Genomic DNA, 14,555 nt, shown 5'->3' with positions numbered 1-14,555 from the left:
ACTGAAAATCCTCGTGTCGGCGGTTCAAGTCCGCCTCCTGGCATTGCCGGTATATTTATCGGTGTATGTGGTAGAGGGTCGTTGCCCGAGTGGTTAATGGGGGCGGACTGTAAATCCGCTGGCTACGCCTACGTTGGTTCGAATCCAACACGGCCCACCACATAATCTTTTTGCCTTCATAGCTCAGCGGTAGAGCACTCCCTTGGTAAGGGAGAGGTCACGAGTTCAATTCTCGTTGAAGGCTTTACAACTGTCACAGTGGAAATCCTTATTTATCAGGCATTGTTAGACCTGGCCAGGTAGGAAATTGGCACAGTCTAATCAACCCACCTCCAGCCTTAGCTGACCACGCCTTTCAAGCTTCAACTGCTTTTTTACAAACATTGATGACGGCTGCAGGTCATACCGACAATGGCATGGAGCACAGAGCGCTTTGAGGTTGGCGAGATCGCAATTTTCGGGCTGGTGGTCAAGGTGAGCCACGGTCAATGTCCATCGCTGTGGGTGAGCCCTAACCTCAGATTCAGATACAGATATATCCTCTGGCCAGCCTGAGAACAGCTGGTTTATTGCATTCATACGAACCACAAATTCATCCACTGACTCGCCAGATTTTCGGCATATTTTTCCGCAGTCGTCGCATACCCATTTAGCCTCATTCTTAATTTTGAGTGCGATCTCATCCCAGTTATCGGGATACAAACTCCTATCCATCGGCATAGTTAAACGCTCCGTAGTTACTCTTCCTCATTTGAATAAAGTGTGGATAGCTCCGCTCCACACTTTGGGCACCACCAGAGAACACCAGTACCTTGGCATTCTGGACAGTCTTCAACATCACCAGGGGCAAAGTTGATCGCATCTTTCTCATAGAGTGAAACGTCGCCGTCGTCACACCCTGGGTGATCACATAAGCGCCAGTGCGTTGGATAGTGGCCACACTCTGGACATTCCCTGTCATCTATTTCATAGTCCATCTCTTCAACGTCTTCATGAATGAATGGTTCTGAAGACCATTTCAAAATGTCGCTCATTTTCTACAGGGCCTTCTTAAAACGGAATGTCGTCGTAACTTGGCTTAGAATCCCCTGTAGATGCTCGATACAGGCTGATAGGTGGGAAAAAGACAATATAGTATCCCCCATTGGTCATAGGGTTTGGCTCGAAATGAATCGGCGATCGGATTTCGAGAAACCATTTCTTAGGCAGTGATATTTGCATGGTGATTTCCTGTGTGAATCAGTAACTGCTCAACGCATTGATGCGTGGTTCAAGTTGCGGGGTTTACGAAAGAATGCGGGTTTTGAGTGTGTGACAGTTGGCCATTTCAGGCCGCTTTTAGTCCACTGATTCAGAGCAGGCAAATATTGATGCTTTGATCAAGACGTCAATCGGAATTTCTCTGCCAGGAATATCCATGCTGTCTTCGAGCAATAAAGCTATTAACTTTGCCGTATCTGCAATTAAGACAGCTCTATTACCTACCTCTATCGGAGCAGCGTTCATATATCGCTGGGTTACTTCAGCACGTGATTTGGAATTAGGTTGATAGTAATTTTCCACAGCTAAAACTCCGGTACACTAACGCTTCTGGACTGGCTGGCATAGCAGCGCTGAATCATGGCGACGCTGGTTCGACATAAATAAGAGATGTCTTGCTCATCCATGCCTTTTTTGACCAGCTCGGTAATAAAGGTGTGGCGTGCATGGTATTCGCTGAAGTAGAAGGCCACCTTGCGATCGCGCACCAATTGCTCAACGGTGGGTCGCCAGTAGCGAGTTTGAAAGTTTTTGTAGTCGAAAGGGCCACCCTTGACCGATGGAATCAACCAGTGAGTACTCACCGTCTCTGGGTTGATGTCCTCCCTGTAGTTTCGAGTCCGCAGCTCTTCAAGCAATCGTTTCATCTGGGCATTGCAGGGAAACCGCGTAGAGCGATAGGTCTTGGTTGGTTGTTCAATCCTGGTATCGACCGGCAGCGCTTTATTAATCAGAATCTCGCTGAAGTCAGAGGCCACATCCCCCCATTTGAGAGCACTGGCTTCCTCTGGTCTACAGCCGGTGAGGAACAGAAACTTGACCCAAAACGCATAGAACGGATGGTCCCGCTCAAACGCATCAATGATCGCCTTGCGTTCCTGGGGCGTGAATGCGGTGTAGTTATCCTCGGTTATCCGGCGACGCTTGCCCCAGTAACGAGTAAGCCCATCGAATGGGTTGACGGGCAGATCACCCATAGCGACGGCAAACTTACAGGCGGCGTTGAATTGTTGAATGGTTCGTCTGGCGGTTTCTAGTGAGAAGTTGTCCAATAGCCAGGCGCGGATATCGCGCGCATCATTGATATCTGGTTTTTCTTTCATCATTTTGAGTATCCGTTTTTCAAACTTGGCGTAATCCCGAACAACGGTGCTAGGGGCGACGTAGGGGGTTTTGTACTCGACATAGGCAAGCCATAGGTACCAAAGCTCTCTAGGGGTTATCTGGCGATCCATCTCCCCCTTTGCGCTTCAAAAGCTTGAGTTCACCAAACACGATTGACTGAGTAACGGCCCAATCTTTGTGTTGAATTACAGCCACCTCGTTTTCAACATTCAGTACTTTTAGGTGCTTTCTCCCACAAAGCCTTGACATGGTTGACTTTGAGCCGATATAGCGAACGATATCGCCCGGATTCAGATCCACTTTTGTACTTTCTTCAGCACTTGTTGAATAGTGTTGAATTGCTGTTGAATCGCTGTATTCCCCATCAGCAGAGGATTTCAGCGATTTATTCAACACCTCTCTAGATGTGCGGGAAGCAAAAGTGGATCTAGGGTCAATGTCGGCATCGCCCAAACCCTCTCCAGCAGAGGATTCCAGCCCCAGATCCACTTTTCGATCCACTTTTCCCCCTAATTCAACACTGGTATCTATAGATTCATCTCTATCCTTAGGTTCACTTTTTTCTAAAAGTCCACTTTTTTGAGGGGGTCCCCCTACTTGCTTAGGTGTTGAAAAAGTATCTCTATTCTTCTCTGTGTCTGCGTTTGAGCAATTCAACAAGGTATTCAACTGTTGAATCTGTTGAATTGCCTTTCGTGTGTAAATAGCGCCCTGACGCTGACCTCGTTTTTCCACCATGTCATCAGCCTGGAGTCGCTTAAGTACTTCGTACAGGCTTTTCTTAGGCAAATTGGTTTGTTCTGCTATCTGGGTAAGTGTGGACGCTCCAACCTTGTTTAGATATTCCAATACACGGTCTTTCTGGCTGACTTCAACGTTCGGCCCTTTCCAGTTGCCGATTAATTTCCAGTTGAGCGTGTGTGCATCTAGGACGATCTGAAGGTCTAATTTGCCCCAGCCGTTTTCAACATGGAGTCGGTGGCAGCGGTCATCTGCGGCTAAGATGAGTGTCCCTCGGCATGTTGCCCTGATGGCGCTGCTGCCTCGGATGGTGTCAAATACTTCGATATCACCCGCGTTGTTTAGATTGACTTTGCCGGTGTGGTGGACCAGTAGTCCACAGCACCGTTGACGCTTACACATTTCTTGGAGCGGCTCCAGTAGCTGTGACATCTCTGCCGATGACTCACTAATGCTGGAGTCTCTGATCCGACTCAGGGTGTCAAACACCACGAGGCGTGCGCCCAGCTCTTCCACGAGTTCTTCTAGCTCGGTTACCTCGTTGAGTTTGAACTTATCCAGCCAGTAGACGGGAAGTCCTTCGCCCCATCCTTGTTTGAGTTCGCGTTCCTTAGTTTTGGTCTCGCTGTCCTCACAGCGGACATAGATGACGGCTCCTTTACTCGTTGGCCGGCCTAAAAATTTGCCACCGGTGGCGACATCTTTCGCCAAGGTGAACGCCATGAGGGACTTTCCGGCTCTGGGGGATGCAGCCAGTAGAAACAGTTCGTCAGCTGTCAGGATGTCATCGACTAGCCAATCAGTGTAGTCAGCTGCTCTGGCCATCAGCTCATCATTGGTGACCAGGCGTTCCCTTAATGCATTTGCTGATGGTGGTGGCTCCCATGCGATCGCATTTTTGGATGCCAGTTTGATTGTCCGTCTTGCTTCCTCCGGGGCAGTGGCTAGCAAGTAATCGCTAATATCCCACCCTTTTGGGGGGCCTGAATTTTGCTCCTTGGTAGGTACCTGGGCAATTTTTGAACGTCTGCCCAGGGTGGACGATAGTTTGTCAGCGCCCTTACGTCCGGCCTCGTCCAAGTCATAAAAAATGACCACATCCCCAGGGAGGCGGTCAAGTTCTTCTACGGGTGGAATATTGCCAGCTCCACAGGTGAAACATGCGATCGCTGTGTTCGGGTCATCTTTAAATAGATGGCCCAACACCATGGCATCCCACTCGCCTTCACATAAATAGGTTGCGATCGCACCTGGGGGGTGATGGGTGAAGTACACCATCTGAGGAATACCCCATTGGCTCCAAGGGCGATAGTCCTCCTGTTTATCCTTGTCTAGCAACCATGGCCCTACACGTTTCTTTTGCCAGTAGGCCGTTTTGTGGGCGTTGGGAATTGGGATGGATATCGACCCCATGTAAGCATCACCAACTTTGGTCCTGGCAATGCCTAATTGGTACTTCTTAATCAGTGACTCAGTAATGCCGCGATTGATCAGCCATTGCTTAGCTAACACTGATTTGCCCATGAGTGTTTCGTGGGCCTGTTTGACTTTTTGGGGTGAGACCATCGCCTTAGAGTGCTTGTCTGGCGGTGGTACTGTTCGGGCTTTGGGCTGGCCGAGTGCTTCTCTGATTTCCTCGGCGGAATGCCCTCGATGGCATTTGTAAGCGCCATCAGCATCAGGGACCAGTGCTAGATTCTTGCTCTTTTTACCGTCTCTGAGGCAGCAAGGACATTGTGCTCGACCAGCACTGTCAAACTGGACGAAATCTACTATCTTGAACATGTTGATTTCAGGAACGATCCTGAGGCGAAAGATATTAAGGGCTAACGGACAGCCCCGCTCCACATCTCGGTACTAACTATGAGGCTGGCTCGGTGAGTCAGCCTTTTTTTGCTGGTCAATAAAGTCCGAAAACAACACACCCTCGGCCATGCCGGTGTAGAGCCCACGCAGCTCATTGATCTGCTCGGGTGGCAGTCCCATTTTTTCGAACGACTCGATCGCAGTCCACATAAACCGCAGTACATAGAAGCGCTGCTGTGCATTGGTCGCTGCCAGACGTGCAACGACCCAGGTCAACTCCATCGGATCTCTACCCATTGGCATTGGATTGCCCTCCACGCATGAGATAGTCAAGTTCCATTTCGTAGGCGTTGAGGACTTGAAACTTGGGTTGATAAAAGCTTATTTGAAATATGCAGCCATAGGGGGCATCGAGTTTCCTAATTTGAAGAGGCCAAACTATTCCGATCTGGGTGTCTCTCCAACAAGGATGATTATTCATAACGCCCCATACATAAGTGCATAGGTCATGGGTTAATTGATTTATTGATTGCCAGAACATGGGAGTTTGCTTTCTATTTGACTTCATTTGAAATGAGGCCTAATGCCACACACTTTCTGCCACTCTTGCAAGGGTTGAGATAATCAACATGCGGGGACAGGTCGTTAATCTTCCTCCGCATGTTGATGTTGTTTAGGAAGGACTTTCCTGCAGGTGTCCCGTTGCATCATACCTGAAAGATATTTCAGGTGCAACAACTTGCAGGTGCAAGATGTTTCAGGTATGATAAGCAAGAAATCTGATGAAGCCAGTCCGGTCATAGGATTTGTGGAACTACGAAAAGAAAAGGGGGTGACTCAAAGGCAAGTAGCTGAAGCACTTGAATTGTCTGAGAGAACAATCATTGATTGGGAGTCAGGTAAAAGAACGCCAAAGCTATATGTCTGGCAGGTCAAAGCCCTCTGCGAGTTGCTAAGTGTCTCCATATTTGATATGCCAAACAGTTTTGCTAAGGAGGGGGTAGTTACACAAAAAAACGCCGGAGCGTAGCGGCTCCGGCGAATTCAAGAAAAACAGTTAACAGCCCTGGACTCACGATTGGTACCCGTTGCCCAGGGCCATGTCCCTAAAGGAGAGACCTCTTTATGGTATCTAACGAATCCAAAAAAATAAGCCCATACGAGCTATTTCAAGAGTTTTCAGCGCTAAGACTTGAAAGTCAGCAGCTGAGAGAGCGGCTGAAAGCTATCGAGAATTTAGAAACCTCAATAGGCGTACAACTGGTTGATCTATCGTCATGTCCAGATTCTGTTGTTAAAGAAAGCGGCGTAGTTGAGATAGAAGGTCAGATGTATTTTTACTTCCTTGACCTTGAAGCTTTCCTGGTTCGTGACTTTTACGCCATCGGCCATGTGAAACAGAGCGCCTGAGAAGCCCCTGCCTTCCTTTTCCATACAACCAGTTACCAACCGGTCACAACTGGTTGGTAACTGGTTGGCAATCCAGTTGTTAACCAGTTACCAAAATGACTACCCTTGCAGACCTCGCAAAAGAGTACAGTGTTACCCCTCAAGCCGTTGCAAAATGGCGGGATTCAGCCGTGACGACCTATGGAGACCTTAATTACCAACAGGTTGGCAAACGAAAGGAGTATGACGATGACGCGGTTGAAAAAATCCTCAAGTTTCGTCCAGCTCCGACTGAGCCAGACGTTCTGACGGGCAATCATCGCGTCACTGGTCAGCTTGCTGTGGTGCCTAACGCTGCCGACCTAGGCGTATTTAGAGGTGATGTAGAACTAACCACCTTCGATAATCCCCTAGAAGCGGTCAATCAAGCATTATCCTTCGCTGATGGCTTACTGGGTGCGATGGATAAAGACACCGCCTACCAGATGACTCAGATCCAACAAACACAGCAGGCAAACGCCACGCTTCGGAGCAAATTAGATGAGCTAGAGCGCCGCAAAGCCCAGTATCAAACTGAGTCTAAGGTGATGTCGATGTTGCAAGGCAAAGAAGCCGCAGAACTCCAGCAAAACATGAGCGATCTAAAGGCCATGGGCATTCAGGGAGATTGAGTGATGGGGTTAGCAATTATTGTTTTCGGGCTTGTGTTTATCTTCTTCTCAAAAGCCGTTCTTTCAAAGCCAAAACCTAAGGGCCGTAGACCCCCGACACGTCGCCCACCCATGCCACCCCCACCTTACTACTACGAGGAAGACTGAAATGGCTCAACCACTTTTGTTGTTAATAGCAGTAATGGGCTTGCTGGCCGTTGCCAGCGATTCTGACGCTTATGTAGATGACGAGGATCGTTATCCCGATGACAGACAAAGTCTGCCAAGGACGATGATCGGCTCAAGGGTCGTTGAAGACTATCGCCATGAGTGGCAAGACTTTGATTATTTAGAAGAGATTTTCCAGGGGAATCAAGGATATCAGGACGAATGGAATGACTGGGAGGATGCAGCGTAATGGGCTTATTTGATTGGTTTAATCCAAAAGAACCTGATGAAACTGTTGTAGAAATCAGCGATGACTTAGGTGATCATGTTGTTTTCAGTGTGCCGACTCAAGACTACCCAAAGGTTAGACGGCTTTTGAAAAAGAACTTTGCTGATGACATAGATGAACGTATTGCTAAATCAAATCGCGCCCCTTTGCAGAAACAAAGAGACTGGAATATTAGGGACCACGAGGTGTATCGATACAGAGGGGAGAGAGTGATTTATGACGACGAAGACTTGTATGATCCTACTGACCAGGGAGAAGCTGATTATACTGACTATGAACATTCGGCTCAACCGATCGATTGGCCATATTAGGAAAGATATAATCACGGATGTTAGTACTATGAAGGGTTTTCTTATGTCTATGACTGAACCGGTTGAAAACCATTTGGAAAACTTAGACTTGCATCTAGAACATGACAACGGGCTTTATGATGATCTGCCAGGCCAGGAAGAAGCCAAGCAAGAAGTATCCAATTACAAAATCATCATAAATGGCTCGTCAGAAGGCGCATTGGATGATTGTTTTTATATAACAGTTGATCCTAATTACACGCTTTCTCTCTCGATGGGGCAACGTAGCTTATACGAAATTTTGTTGTCGTTTCAAGAGAGTGCCGTCTACACAATCACAACGATTGGAAAACTTGCTGAGGCAATGGGGCTTAAAGACCCGTTAGCTGCATCTAAGAGACTAGAAAACCTTCAAACTTTGAAGGCAATAGACGGCTACAAAGCATAGTGGACTACATCGGGCCTAAAAAGGCCAACTGTCACACAGGTCAACGCTCCATTCCTTCGTTGGGGGCTGTGAATGAAACCGGCGTAACTACGTTGACTAGTTGCGGCCTAGGCAGACATCCAGTCGGGTTAACTCTGGGATGTTTTTTCATGATTGAAGCCTGCGATCGCGCTGACAATGCCGATCACGGACAGCACGGTTTTGCAAATCAGCTCCAGCGTATCGGAGTCGCCAAACAGCAATAGCGATGTGGCGGCCAACACCACGATAGCCAGGCCCAATAGCCAACGGTTCTGCTGCTTCAACCGTGAGTCTTGACGCAGATTTTTGGCTTTCACAGTTCTGAGTTCCGTTTTGATCGTAATGACCTCTTTCTGTAGAGAGAGCGCTGTATCACGGGTGGCCCCCTGCTGAATCGTCAACTGGTCAACTTGCGTCGTCAGGGTCGCTATTTGTTCGTCAGAGTCCTTCAACTCCGCTTTCAAACTATCCACATCTTCAAGACCCAGGGTGGGATAGTCAGTAAGCGGTTCAGTGACGGGCCACTTCAGGAGTAGCCCATAGTCCCCTGTCCTGGGCACGAGCGCATATTCACAGCCTTCATAGATCCGCACGGGGCGATTCAATTGCACACCATTGCGCCAGAGGCCGTTTCTACTCGGTTGGTCGCCCCCATCTTTGAGCATGATCTGGTCCCCCTCGCGGTACACCGTGGCATGGATACGAGAAATCGAGCGCACAAATACGAGTCGTGGGTCCATGCCAACAGCCACTGGGTAGGTCGCCTGGTCCCATCGCCCAATGGTGGCCGGTAGGCGGGCCAAATTGATCGTGTGTCTAATGGGCTGATCTCGCCCTGGCCTGTACTCAAGGATTTGTAGCATTGCCATGTGCCACTTGAGCTTAATCGTCTGGCTGTAAACAGGAGCCAGCATAAAAAACCGTGTGGTCAGTGAGGTTTTTTATTTCCAGAGATCCATCACGAATTGAAATCTCAACCGCCTGATTGTTAAGGCTAATCAGGAGCGCTTGCAGCTGCTTGACAGGCAAGGTTGCTGTCCCCATCGGGGCAATCTGCCCAGGGGGAATAGAGCCCATCAGCGTTTCTGTATGTGACACCAGCATTCCCACCAACTCAGCCGTTTATCCTCAGTCGAATCTGCGTACTCAACCCCAACGCTAATGGTGATCGGTGACGTCACAAAAAAGACAGCCCTGCCTATGGATTCCCGGATTTTGCCGGGTTCTTTACCCGGTTCAGCCACACCCACTGAGCTTTTGTTCAGTGGCTCCAACGTGCTGCTATCCAAGATGGCCATCACGGCATAGCCTTCCATGGTGGAAAAATGAATTCGATACCAAATATCGAAGGTGCCAATCGGTAGCGTGATGTCTTTCCCATCTGGCGATAACGTGATGTCGTCACCAATTCGATAGCAAACATCATCAGAGGCTCTCGGGGACGCTGTCCACGGTATTGTGCGATTGGTCTCTTTAGTCGAAATAAATAAATCGCTTGCCTGCTCAGGGACCGTTAAATAGACCTCCTGATCGGGGCTAGTTCCGGGGTCTGTCGCCGTTTCACCCACTTCATCGGCATAGCCCAGGATAGTGATGTCGTCGGTAGTCGCTCGGCGTTCGGGGGTCGCCAGGGTGGCCCCTAGAATGACATTGGGGGAGACCCGTAGCCCTTCCCCGCCGCCAAGCAATTCCAATAAATCAACGCGCTTGACACTGGGCTTTAGCCTCAGGTCTTGAACCAGGGTGAAGCGTTCCCCGTCTGAGTCTTCAATCCAGATGTTAATATCCTGTAACGTTTTGAGGCCGGTAAAAATAGCCAGCTCAATAATTCTTCCGCTATAGACCGTGTTAAACCTCAAACTGGAGCTTTCAAGCGTGCCAGGTTGGTAGAACCGTAGCTCAGCGATCGGTACTCCTGGGCGGAACGCCTTCACTATTTGAACAGACCGGGTAAATGTCATAGCAAGTCAATCTTGGCCTCTATGGTCACAAGTTGCGCTCTGGCGGCGTCGATTTTCTCCTCAATGCTGTTTGTGGCCTGGCCCCGAAAGGCATAGATGCCAAAGCTGAATTCGGGTATCCACGGCAGGGGAGAGAAACTAATGCGTAAGTCGGATGAGACGGGTTGGAAGATAAACAGCTCCAGGGATTGATTAAGCCGGAGTCGCTGACGGCCTATGACAATCGACTCTACGCCGGTACTACTTTCCCAGATGTCTGGATCATCAATGGTGGCCCCTATGACCACCTGGATGATATCCGCGCAGTTGTACCAAGTAGCTGGAGCTTGGGCATAACTAGCGGCAACTGCCAGGATGTGCGTATCAAAGACTAGCGGGATGTCGAACGTGTCTATCAGTCGGCGGTGGTTCCGTCTAAACCTCAGCCGCTCTGGTTCTGCCACAACCGTATCGAGATAGGCTAACTCCCATTTTCCAGTTCCCGTAACGTCAAGTTTAAGCGTCATAGGTAGGTGATGCCGTTGACCCAATCGTCGTGGGCGTGTATGGCGTCTATGCCATGGTCATCCAGCAGCATGAGATAGTCATCCCAGTTGAGCTGTCCTTGGATAAACCCCTGCAAGGCAAATGACCGTTGCACCATCTGGTCTGCGGCAATCATGATTTCCTCGGGGGTTTGACCGTCAAAAATGATCAGCGGTGTGGCCAGATGGTTGCTCAGGTCGTTTTTATCTAGCGAGAGCGTTTGCATTAGTCGGTATCCAGGGTGTAGTCCTCACTTTCGGGTTCCATCCACATCCGACCGTTTTCTTTGATTTCAGTTCGGATCGCGGCCAAGCTAGCAATGGCCTGAGCCGCAGCCCTCAAATCAGCCGCTGTGAAATCACCCGTTTTCTGTGAAATGGGCGCGGTATAGCTACTGCGTGCCGTCCCTTCACCACTCTTGGTGTAGCTGAGGTAACGAGTTCCCCAAGGCGTACGCTTAGCAACGGGCGTTGTTGCGCCTAAAACAGCGTGTATTTTGGAAATCTCAAATTTAGTGATCTCGATGTAGTCTGCTAAATCTGCGTATTCCAACCCTAATCGGGTGTTGGCAGCGGTCAGCTCGCCGGTATCGGCAACACCTTCAAACCACTTGACAGCGGTTTCTGATGCACGCACAAGAAGGCTGGCATGTACTGGCGTCGCCCCAATTTTTTGATTCAGTGAACGATAACCAACCTGGATTCGGGGCAATGATTCCACGTTGGAATTAAACGTATCGGTACTATCGTTGCGCGTCGCGTAGTAGTTCTCTCGGGCTTCAGCTTGAGCAGCTCGGCGGCGCAATACCCAGCTTGATGGTCGTCTAGCCATAGTGAATTATCTGAGGTGGAGCCCCTACGTTATAGCTCTTGAAATATAGAAAGTTTTTGCCCGGAAAGGTGACACCTTTCTAGCTAAAGTTTTCTAGTGCTCAGAGTTAGACTAATTGACGAGTGCATTAGGCAAAATGCCTGATCGGTCTACCAAGATGATAGGGGCCGGTAAACCATGCACCAATAACTTAGCCCATTGGAAACGGACGGTTGCGACTGGGCGAGTTCGAGGGAGGCGACGGGTTACTCCATAAACGCGGTCTAAGTCAGGAACTACTGGATAAGCATCTGCTGGTTCTGCATTGACCTCATGATTGAAGCGAGCCCAGTCTGGGGTGTCCTGTTGAATATCGAGAACTTGTTCTACTACTCGACGACCTTCATTTTCTGAACGACAGAGCAACTGTAGCTGGTATCCTCTTTCCCAATCCGTGTAAGAGCACATTTCTCTACCTTTCTTCCACATAAAGCCCTCAGCCTGCATGAAATTAGCTTTAATGCGGTTGGCATAGGTTAAAGCAATAGGCTCAGTGATGGTAGATGAATCGTAATTCATTAATCTGAAAGAGATTCGACCATCGACAGGAGCATAACCCGCTTCTGTGTCGCCAACATCTTCAGCAAATCTAAGTACGATTTGAGGCTTTAACTTTCGGTGGACAGCAGCCTTGTAGCGGGTAACGTCAACACCATCTGAACCACCACGTAGAAGCTGATCTGCAAAGCGACCGCGCATTGTTTCAAATAGCAGCATTCGACCGATAGTCATGTTGAATGAGTCATCATCACGATGGTCACAGGCTAGCGCCAGGCTGCTCCGAGGAGTGCTGATATCTAAATCACCATCCAGGTCCATATCTTTGAACCATTCACGTATTTCTCGCTTGAATGTACGGCGGATGGTGTCTTGAAGGTGTTCAACTGGGCTGAAGTTGTCAGGGAGTGGCATCGTCTGGAGGGTCTCCTTTAGCAGCGTCGGTTCCAATAACTACATCTGGGCCTTGACTGACTTGCTGTTCATTGGTGGCAGCGGTGGCTATTGGTTCATTCTCTGGTTGCCCTGGGATATCGTCGGGTCCCACATCTGCGATCGCATCTTTAAACCGTTGACGCGCTTCTCCCAGTTCGGTGACTTCCTCTTGAATTTCACGAACATTGGAAGTGACGACGGCGAGACTATCAGCGGTGTCTTCGACTGACTCCAGGCCCTCAAACACACGGCTGAGCTTATTGCGATAGGAATCTTGCACCCTGGCACGCTCAGCCATCCAGGGATATGAGCGCTCTCCTACGACTCCATATTTTTTAAGCGCATTGCCAATCTTGCCGGTATTCTCGGCAGTCCATTCCAGCAGGTCTGACGTGGTATCGCTGATGTTGCGAATGGTCCAAATGATGTTACTACCAGCCTGAAGCACGCGATTGGCCTTTTGCCAGCTGGTGCGGGTGTCTTCATAAACATCTTCACCCACCACGGATTTAATGAAATTGGTGACACTATCACCCACTAAACCATTGATATCAAGGGCGTTGCCATCCTCGTCCTTGACCCCAACAGCGGCTAAGGCATTGCTCACGACATAGCCCAGCGTTTCGCCAATGTCACGGCTGATCATCGCGCCATTGTGGAGCACGGTGACGAGGGTCATGAGATTAATGAGCTTATCGATATGGGTGTTTTGCCAGGCCTTTTCGGCAAATTGTTGAGCCTGTTGCAACCGGGTTAATATCGTGACGCCTTGCGCATTGTTAGCAGCGATGCCAACACTATTGGCCGTGGTGGTCGCATCAATTTTTGCCAATAACCCCAGCTGGGCGGCATCAGTAGCATTGTTGGCGAATAGCTTTTTAACGCCATCCAAGATCCCTTTGTTACAGCCACATTTGTCGCCTTTCTTTCCAGGGGGCAGGTTAGGTTGACCACCCCCACCGTTGCCAGGCGCAGCACTCGGCTTGTTTGCCGGTCTAGGCAGGCTCGGAGTGCTCGGCTTACCCCCTGGCCCACCCGCTGGCGTGCTGGGCTTCGCGGGTCCGGGTCCCCCAAGCCCAGCAGCGGCACCGAGACCGATTGCAGCTGCTGCGGGCAGGGCGAGGGAGGCTGGACTGGGTGTTGACGTACTTGGCTCAGGAGATGACTGGCTCTCACCATACCCCGGTGTCCGGGGTGCCGGTTGAGGAACGTATGGGTTCGGCTTTTTGCTTGCTGATTTCCCGCTAGAGACCTCGACTACATCAATAATTTCAAGTCGAACGTCAATGACGTCTGAATTGCTCGTTCCTGTGCCGAATACGATATGCCTTTCTCTGAATTTATCGAATGTCTGGGACGCGCCATCAGGAGAGGTGACGCCAATGTACTTGTGTTTTCCAGTGATATTGTCGGGGTCACTGTAGCTGGTCTTTCCGATCGGTCCAGTTACCCCCCTCTCTGTTCTTGGCCCTAGTGGAATCCAGTCGGTTTCCCCTTGAGAGGAGCCTTCGCCGTATTTTCTGGATGGCTCGTAAGTGACGTCGTACCTCTTCCCGGATTCCCCCCAGAAGTCAGGCTCAGTCCCGTAGCTTGGATCAGGTGTTTCCCGGCTTTGCCTGTGTGGTGCTCTGCTCCAGCCGAAAAAGCTGTCTATCCCCTTACCTATATTGCCGAAGAAGTCATTGACTCTCCCGGAAACGGCATCAGCGCCTAGCGAGTTGTCGAACCGTCTGCCAGCTTGAACGGCGTCAGATGCTGAACGTCCCCTCATGAGGGCCGCTGATGTGGATGCCAGTCCAGCAGGGGCGTTGAGTAGGCCTTCGCTGATCATTCCTGCGGCACTTGAGAAGGGGTCAGCTAAGGCTCTTGCTGTGGCCTGGGCAGGCCCTTGGCCTTGACCGAGATTGTAGGCCGCTGTCCCTACGGCTGTGGCGGTAGCTAAGGCAGCGCTGGCTTTCTGGGGACCGGATAGATTTGAAAGAACATTTGCGGGGGCTGGAAGTCTTACGGATTGGATGGCCGTTCTAGCTCTGGGGACCTGTAATCTCATCCCTTGCGCCGCCGCCCTCACTGGGGACA

At 50.0% G+C, this 14,555-nt stretch carries 20 protein-coding genes, 2 tRNA genes and 1 pseudogene; 8 read left to right on the top strand and 15 right to left on the bottom strand.

Going from position 1 to position 14,555, the window contains the following annotated elements:
• The first annotated feature begins 75 nt into the window (after nt 1-75).
• A tRNA-Tyr gene (locus tag QGP82_RS25720) sits at nt 76-160 on the top strand.
• Nucleotides 161-172: 12 nt separating this feature from the next.
• Nucleotides 173-244, top strand: a tRNA-Thr gene (locus tag QGP82_RS25715).
• A 77-nt stretch (nt 245-321) separates the two neighbouring features.
• Here QGP82_RS25715 and QGP82_RS25710 read toward each other — a convergent pair.
• From QGP82_RS25710 to QGP82_RS25680, 7 genes are all read right to left on the bottom strand, one after another.
• A complete protein-coding gene (locus tag QGP82_RS25710) occupies nt 322-720 on the bottom strand; it encodes an HNH endonuclease (RefSeq protein ID WP_499061449.1) in 399 nt (132 codons plus the stop codon).
• Nucleotides 707-961, bottom strand: coding sequence for a hypothetical protein (locus QGP82_RS25705; RefSeq protein ID WP_499061448.1), 255 nt, complete (start codon nt 959-961; stop codon nt 707-709). Before QGP82_RS25705 ends, QGP82_RS25710 begins: the two co-directional genes overlap by 14 nt.
• 89 nt (nt 962-1,050) lie before the next feature.
• On the bottom strand, nt 1,051-1,221 hold the full coding sequence (locus tag QGP82_RS25700; protein WP_499061447.1) for a hypothetical protein: 171 nt from the start codon (nt 1,219-1,221) through the stop codon (nt 1,051-1,053).
• A 117-nt stretch (nt 1,222-1,338) separates the two neighbouring features.
• Nucleotides 1,339-1,563, bottom strand: coding sequence for a hypothetical protein (locus QGP82_RS25695; protein WP_499061446.1), 225 nt, complete (start codon nt 1,561-1,563; stop codon nt 1,339-1,341).
• Between the two features lie 2 nt (nt 1,564-1,565).
• Nucleotides 1,566-2,495 carry a tyrosine-type recombinase/integrase gene (locus QGP82_RS25690; protein WP_499061445.1) on the bottom strand — a complete coding sequence of 310 codons (930 nt, stop codon included), beginning with the start codon at nt 2,493-2,495 and terminating at the stop codon, nt 1,566-1,568.
• On the bottom strand, nt 2,473-4,911 hold the full coding sequence (locus tag QGP82_RS25685) for an AAA family ATPase (RefSeq protein WP_499061444.1): 2,439 nt from the start codon (nt 4,909-4,911) through the stop codon (nt 2,473-2,475). The genes QGP82_RS25690 and QGP82_RS25685 overlap by 23 nt, the downstream gene beginning before the upstream one ends.
• 72 nt (nt 4,912-4,983) lie before the next feature.
• Complete coding sequence (locus QGP82_RS25680; protein ID WP_499061443.1) at nt 4,984-5,235, bottom strand: hypothetical protein; 252 nt, start codon at nt 5,233-5,235, stop codon at nt 4,984-4,986.
• A 442-nt stretch (nt 5,236-5,677) separates the two neighbouring features.
• On the opposite strand from QGP82_RS25680, the gene QGP82_RS25675 reads away from it, so the two are divergent.
• From QGP82_RS25675 to QGP82_RS25650, 6 genes are all read left to right on the top strand, one after another.
• Nucleotides 5,678-5,962, top strand: a complete 285-nt coding sequence (locus QGP82_RS25675; protein WP_499061450.1) for a helix-turn-helix transcriptional regulator — start codon at nt 5,678-5,680, stop codon at nt 5,960-5,962.
• 95 nt (nt 5,963-6,057) lie between these two features.
• Nucleotides 6,058-6,342, top strand: coding sequence for a hypothetical protein (locus QGP82_RS25670; RefSeq protein WP_499061442.1), 285 nt, complete (start codon nt 6,058-6,060; stop codon nt 6,340-6,342).
• Between the two features lie 95 nt (nt 6,343-6,437).
• On the top strand, nt 6,438-6,992 hold the full coding sequence (locus QGP82_RS25665) for a hypothetical protein (protein WP_499061441.1): 555 nt from the start codon (nt 6,438-6,440) through the stop codon (nt 6,990-6,992).
• Between the two features lie 148 nt (nt 6,993-7,140).
• Nucleotides 7,141-7,389: a hypothetical protein gene (locus QGP82_RS25660; protein WP_499061440.1), complete on the top strand. Its 249-nt coding sequence runs from the start codon at nt 7,141-7,143 to the stop codon at nt 7,387-7,389.
• Nucleotides 7,389-7,739 (top strand): hypothetical protein, encoded by a 351-nt coding sequence (locus QGP82_RS25655; RefSeq protein ID WP_499061439.1) that lies wholly within the window; start codon nt 7,389-7,391, stop codon nt 7,737-7,739. The genes QGP82_RS25660 and QGP82_RS25655 overlap by 1 nt, the downstream gene beginning before the upstream one ends.
• Before the next feature lie 49 nt (nt 7,740-7,788).
• Nucleotides 7,789-8,166, top strand: a complete 378-nt coding sequence (locus QGP82_RS25650) for a hypothetical protein (RefSeq protein WP_499061438.1) — start codon at nt 7,789-7,791, stop codon at nt 8,164-8,166.
• Nucleotides 8,167-8,294: 128 nt separating this feature from the next.
• Here QGP82_RS25650 and QGP82_RS25645 read toward each other — a convergent pair whose 3' ends face one another.
• The 8 genes and pseudogenes from QGP82_RS25645 to QGP82_RS25610 form a co-directional block, all read right to left on the bottom strand.
• Nucleotides 8,295-9,101 carry an FHA domain-containing protein gene (locus QGP82_RS25645; RefSeq protein ID WP_499061437.1) on the bottom strand — a complete coding sequence of 269 codons (807 nt, stop codon included), beginning with the start codon at nt 9,099-9,101 and terminating at the stop codon, nt 8,295-8,297.
• On the bottom strand, nt 9,070-9,264 hold the full coding sequence (locus tag QGP82_RS25640) for a hypothetical protein (protein ID WP_499061436.1): 195 nt from the start codon (nt 9,262-9,264) through the stop codon (nt 9,070-9,072). The genes QGP82_RS25645 and QGP82_RS25640 overlap by 32 nt, the downstream gene beginning before the upstream one ends.
• Complete coding sequence (locus QGP82_RS25635; RefSeq protein ID WP_499061435.1) at nt 9,264-10,148, bottom strand: hypothetical protein; 885 nt, start codon at nt 10,146-10,148, stop codon at nt 9,264-9,266. The genes QGP82_RS25640 and QGP82_RS25635 overlap by 1 nt, the downstream gene beginning before the upstream one ends.
• Nucleotides 10,145-10,654, bottom strand: coding sequence for a hypothetical protein (locus QGP82_RS25630; RefSeq protein WP_499061434.1), 510 nt, complete (start codon nt 10,652-10,654; stop codon nt 10,145-10,147). The genes QGP82_RS25635 and QGP82_RS25630 overlap by 4 nt, the downstream gene beginning before the upstream one ends.
• Nucleotides 10,651-10,899 carry a hypothetical protein gene (locus QGP82_RS25625; protein ID WP_499061433.1) on the bottom strand — a complete coding sequence of 83 codons (249 nt, stop codon included), beginning with the start codon at nt 10,897-10,899 and terminating at the stop codon, nt 10,651-10,653. Before QGP82_RS25625 ends, QGP82_RS25630 begins: the two co-directional genes overlap by 4 nt.
• A complete protein-coding gene (locus QGP82_RS25620) occupies nt 10,899-11,504 on the bottom strand; it encodes a hypothetical protein (RefSeq protein ID WP_499061432.1) in 606 nt (201 codons plus the stop codon). Before QGP82_RS25620 ends, QGP82_RS25625 begins: the two co-directional genes overlap by 1 nt.
• Nucleotides 11,505-11,615: 111 nt before the next feature.
• Entirely contained in the window at nt 11,616-12,455 is an 840-nt protein-coding gene (locus QGP82_RS25615; RefSeq protein WP_499061431.1) for a hypothetical protein, read from the bottom strand.
• Nucleotides 12,442-14,555 (bottom strand): annotated as a pseudogene (locus QGP82_RS25610) (hypothetical protein); the annotation flags it as partial. The pseudogene QGP82_RS25610 and the gene QGP82_RS25615, both read right to left, overlap by 14 nt.

Source organism: Leptothoe sp. LEGE 181152 (genome assembly GCF_032906605.1).
In the GTDB taxonomy this organism is placed as follows: Bacteria; Cyanobacteriota; Cyanobacteriia; order Phormidesmidales; family Phormidesmidaceae; genus Leptothoe; species Leptothoe turfae.
The sequence above is the reverse complement of the archived record's forward strand: the minus strand, read 5'-3'. Positions and strand labels throughout refer to the sequence as shown.

Coding starts and splice junctions, on each gene's coding strand:
- QGP82_RS25625 (WP_499061433.1), bottom strand. CDS start 10,899: ATGCAAACGCTCTCGCTAGATAAAAACGACCTGAGCAACCATCTGGCC.
- QGP82_RS25700 (WP_499061447.1), bottom strand. CDS start 1,221: ATGCAAATATCACTGCCTAAGAAATGGTTTCTCGAAATCCGATCGCCG.
- QGP82_RS25640 (WP_499061436.1), bottom strand. CDS start 9,264: ATGGGCTCTATTCCCCCTGGGCAGATTGCCCCGATGGGGACAGCAACC.
- QGP82_RS25650 (WP_499061438.1), top strand. CDS start 7,789: ATGACTGAACCGGTTGAAAACCATTTGGAAAACTTAGACTTGCATCTA.
- QGP82_RS25680 (WP_499061443.1), bottom strand. CDS start 5,235: ATGCCAATGGGTAGAGATCCGATGGAGTTGACCTGGGTCGTTGCACGT.
- QGP82_RS25655 (WP_499061439.1), top strand. CDS start 7,389: ATGGGCTTATTTGATTGGTTTAATCCAAAAGAACCTGATGAAACTGTT.
- QGP82_RS25710 (WP_499061449.1), bottom strand. CDS start 720: ATGCCGATGGATAGGAGTTTGTATCCCGATAACTGGGATGAGATCGCA.
- QGP82_RS25660 (WP_499061440.1), top strand. CDS start 7,141: ATGGCTCAACCACTTTTGTTGTTAATAGCAGTAATGGGCTTGCTGGCC.
- QGP82_RS25690 (WP_499061445.1), bottom strand. CDS start 2,495: ATGGATCGCCAGATAACCCCTAGAGAGCTTTGGTACCTATGGCTTGCC.
- QGP82_RS25635 (WP_499061435.1), bottom strand. CDS start 10,148: ATGACATTTACCCGGTCTGTTCAAATAGTGAAGGCGTTCCGCCCAGGA.
- QGP82_RS25665 (WP_499061441.1), top strand. CDS start 6,438: ATGACTACCCTTGCAGACCTCGCAAAAGAGTACAGTGTTACCCCTCAA.
- QGP82_RS25615 (WP_499061431.1), bottom strand. CDS start 12,455: ATGCCACTCCCTGACAACTTCAGCCCAGTTGAACACCTTCAAGACACC.
- QGP82_RS25620 (WP_499061432.1), bottom strand. CDS start 11,504: ATGGCTAGACGACCATCAAGCTGGGTATTGCGCCGCCGAGCTGCTCAA.
- QGP82_RS25685 (WP_499061444.1), bottom strand. CDS start 4,911: ATGTTCAAGATAGTAGATTTCGTCCAGTTTGACAGTGCTGGTCGAGCA.
- QGP82_RS25670 (WP_499061442.1), top strand. CDS start 6,058: ATGGTATCTAACGAATCCAAAAAAATAAGCCCATACGAGCTATTTCAA.
- QGP82_RS25630 (WP_499061434.1), bottom strand. CDS start 10,654: ATGACGCTTAAACTTGACGTTACGGGAACTGGAAAATGGGAGTTAGCC.
- QGP82_RS25705 (WP_499061448.1), bottom strand. CDS start 961: ATGACAGGGAATGTCCAGAGTGTGGCCACTATCCAACGCACTGGCGCT.
- QGP82_RS25645 (WP_499061437.1), bottom strand. CDS start 9,101: ATGCTGGCTCCTGTTTACAGCCAGACGATTAAGCTCAAGTGGCACATG.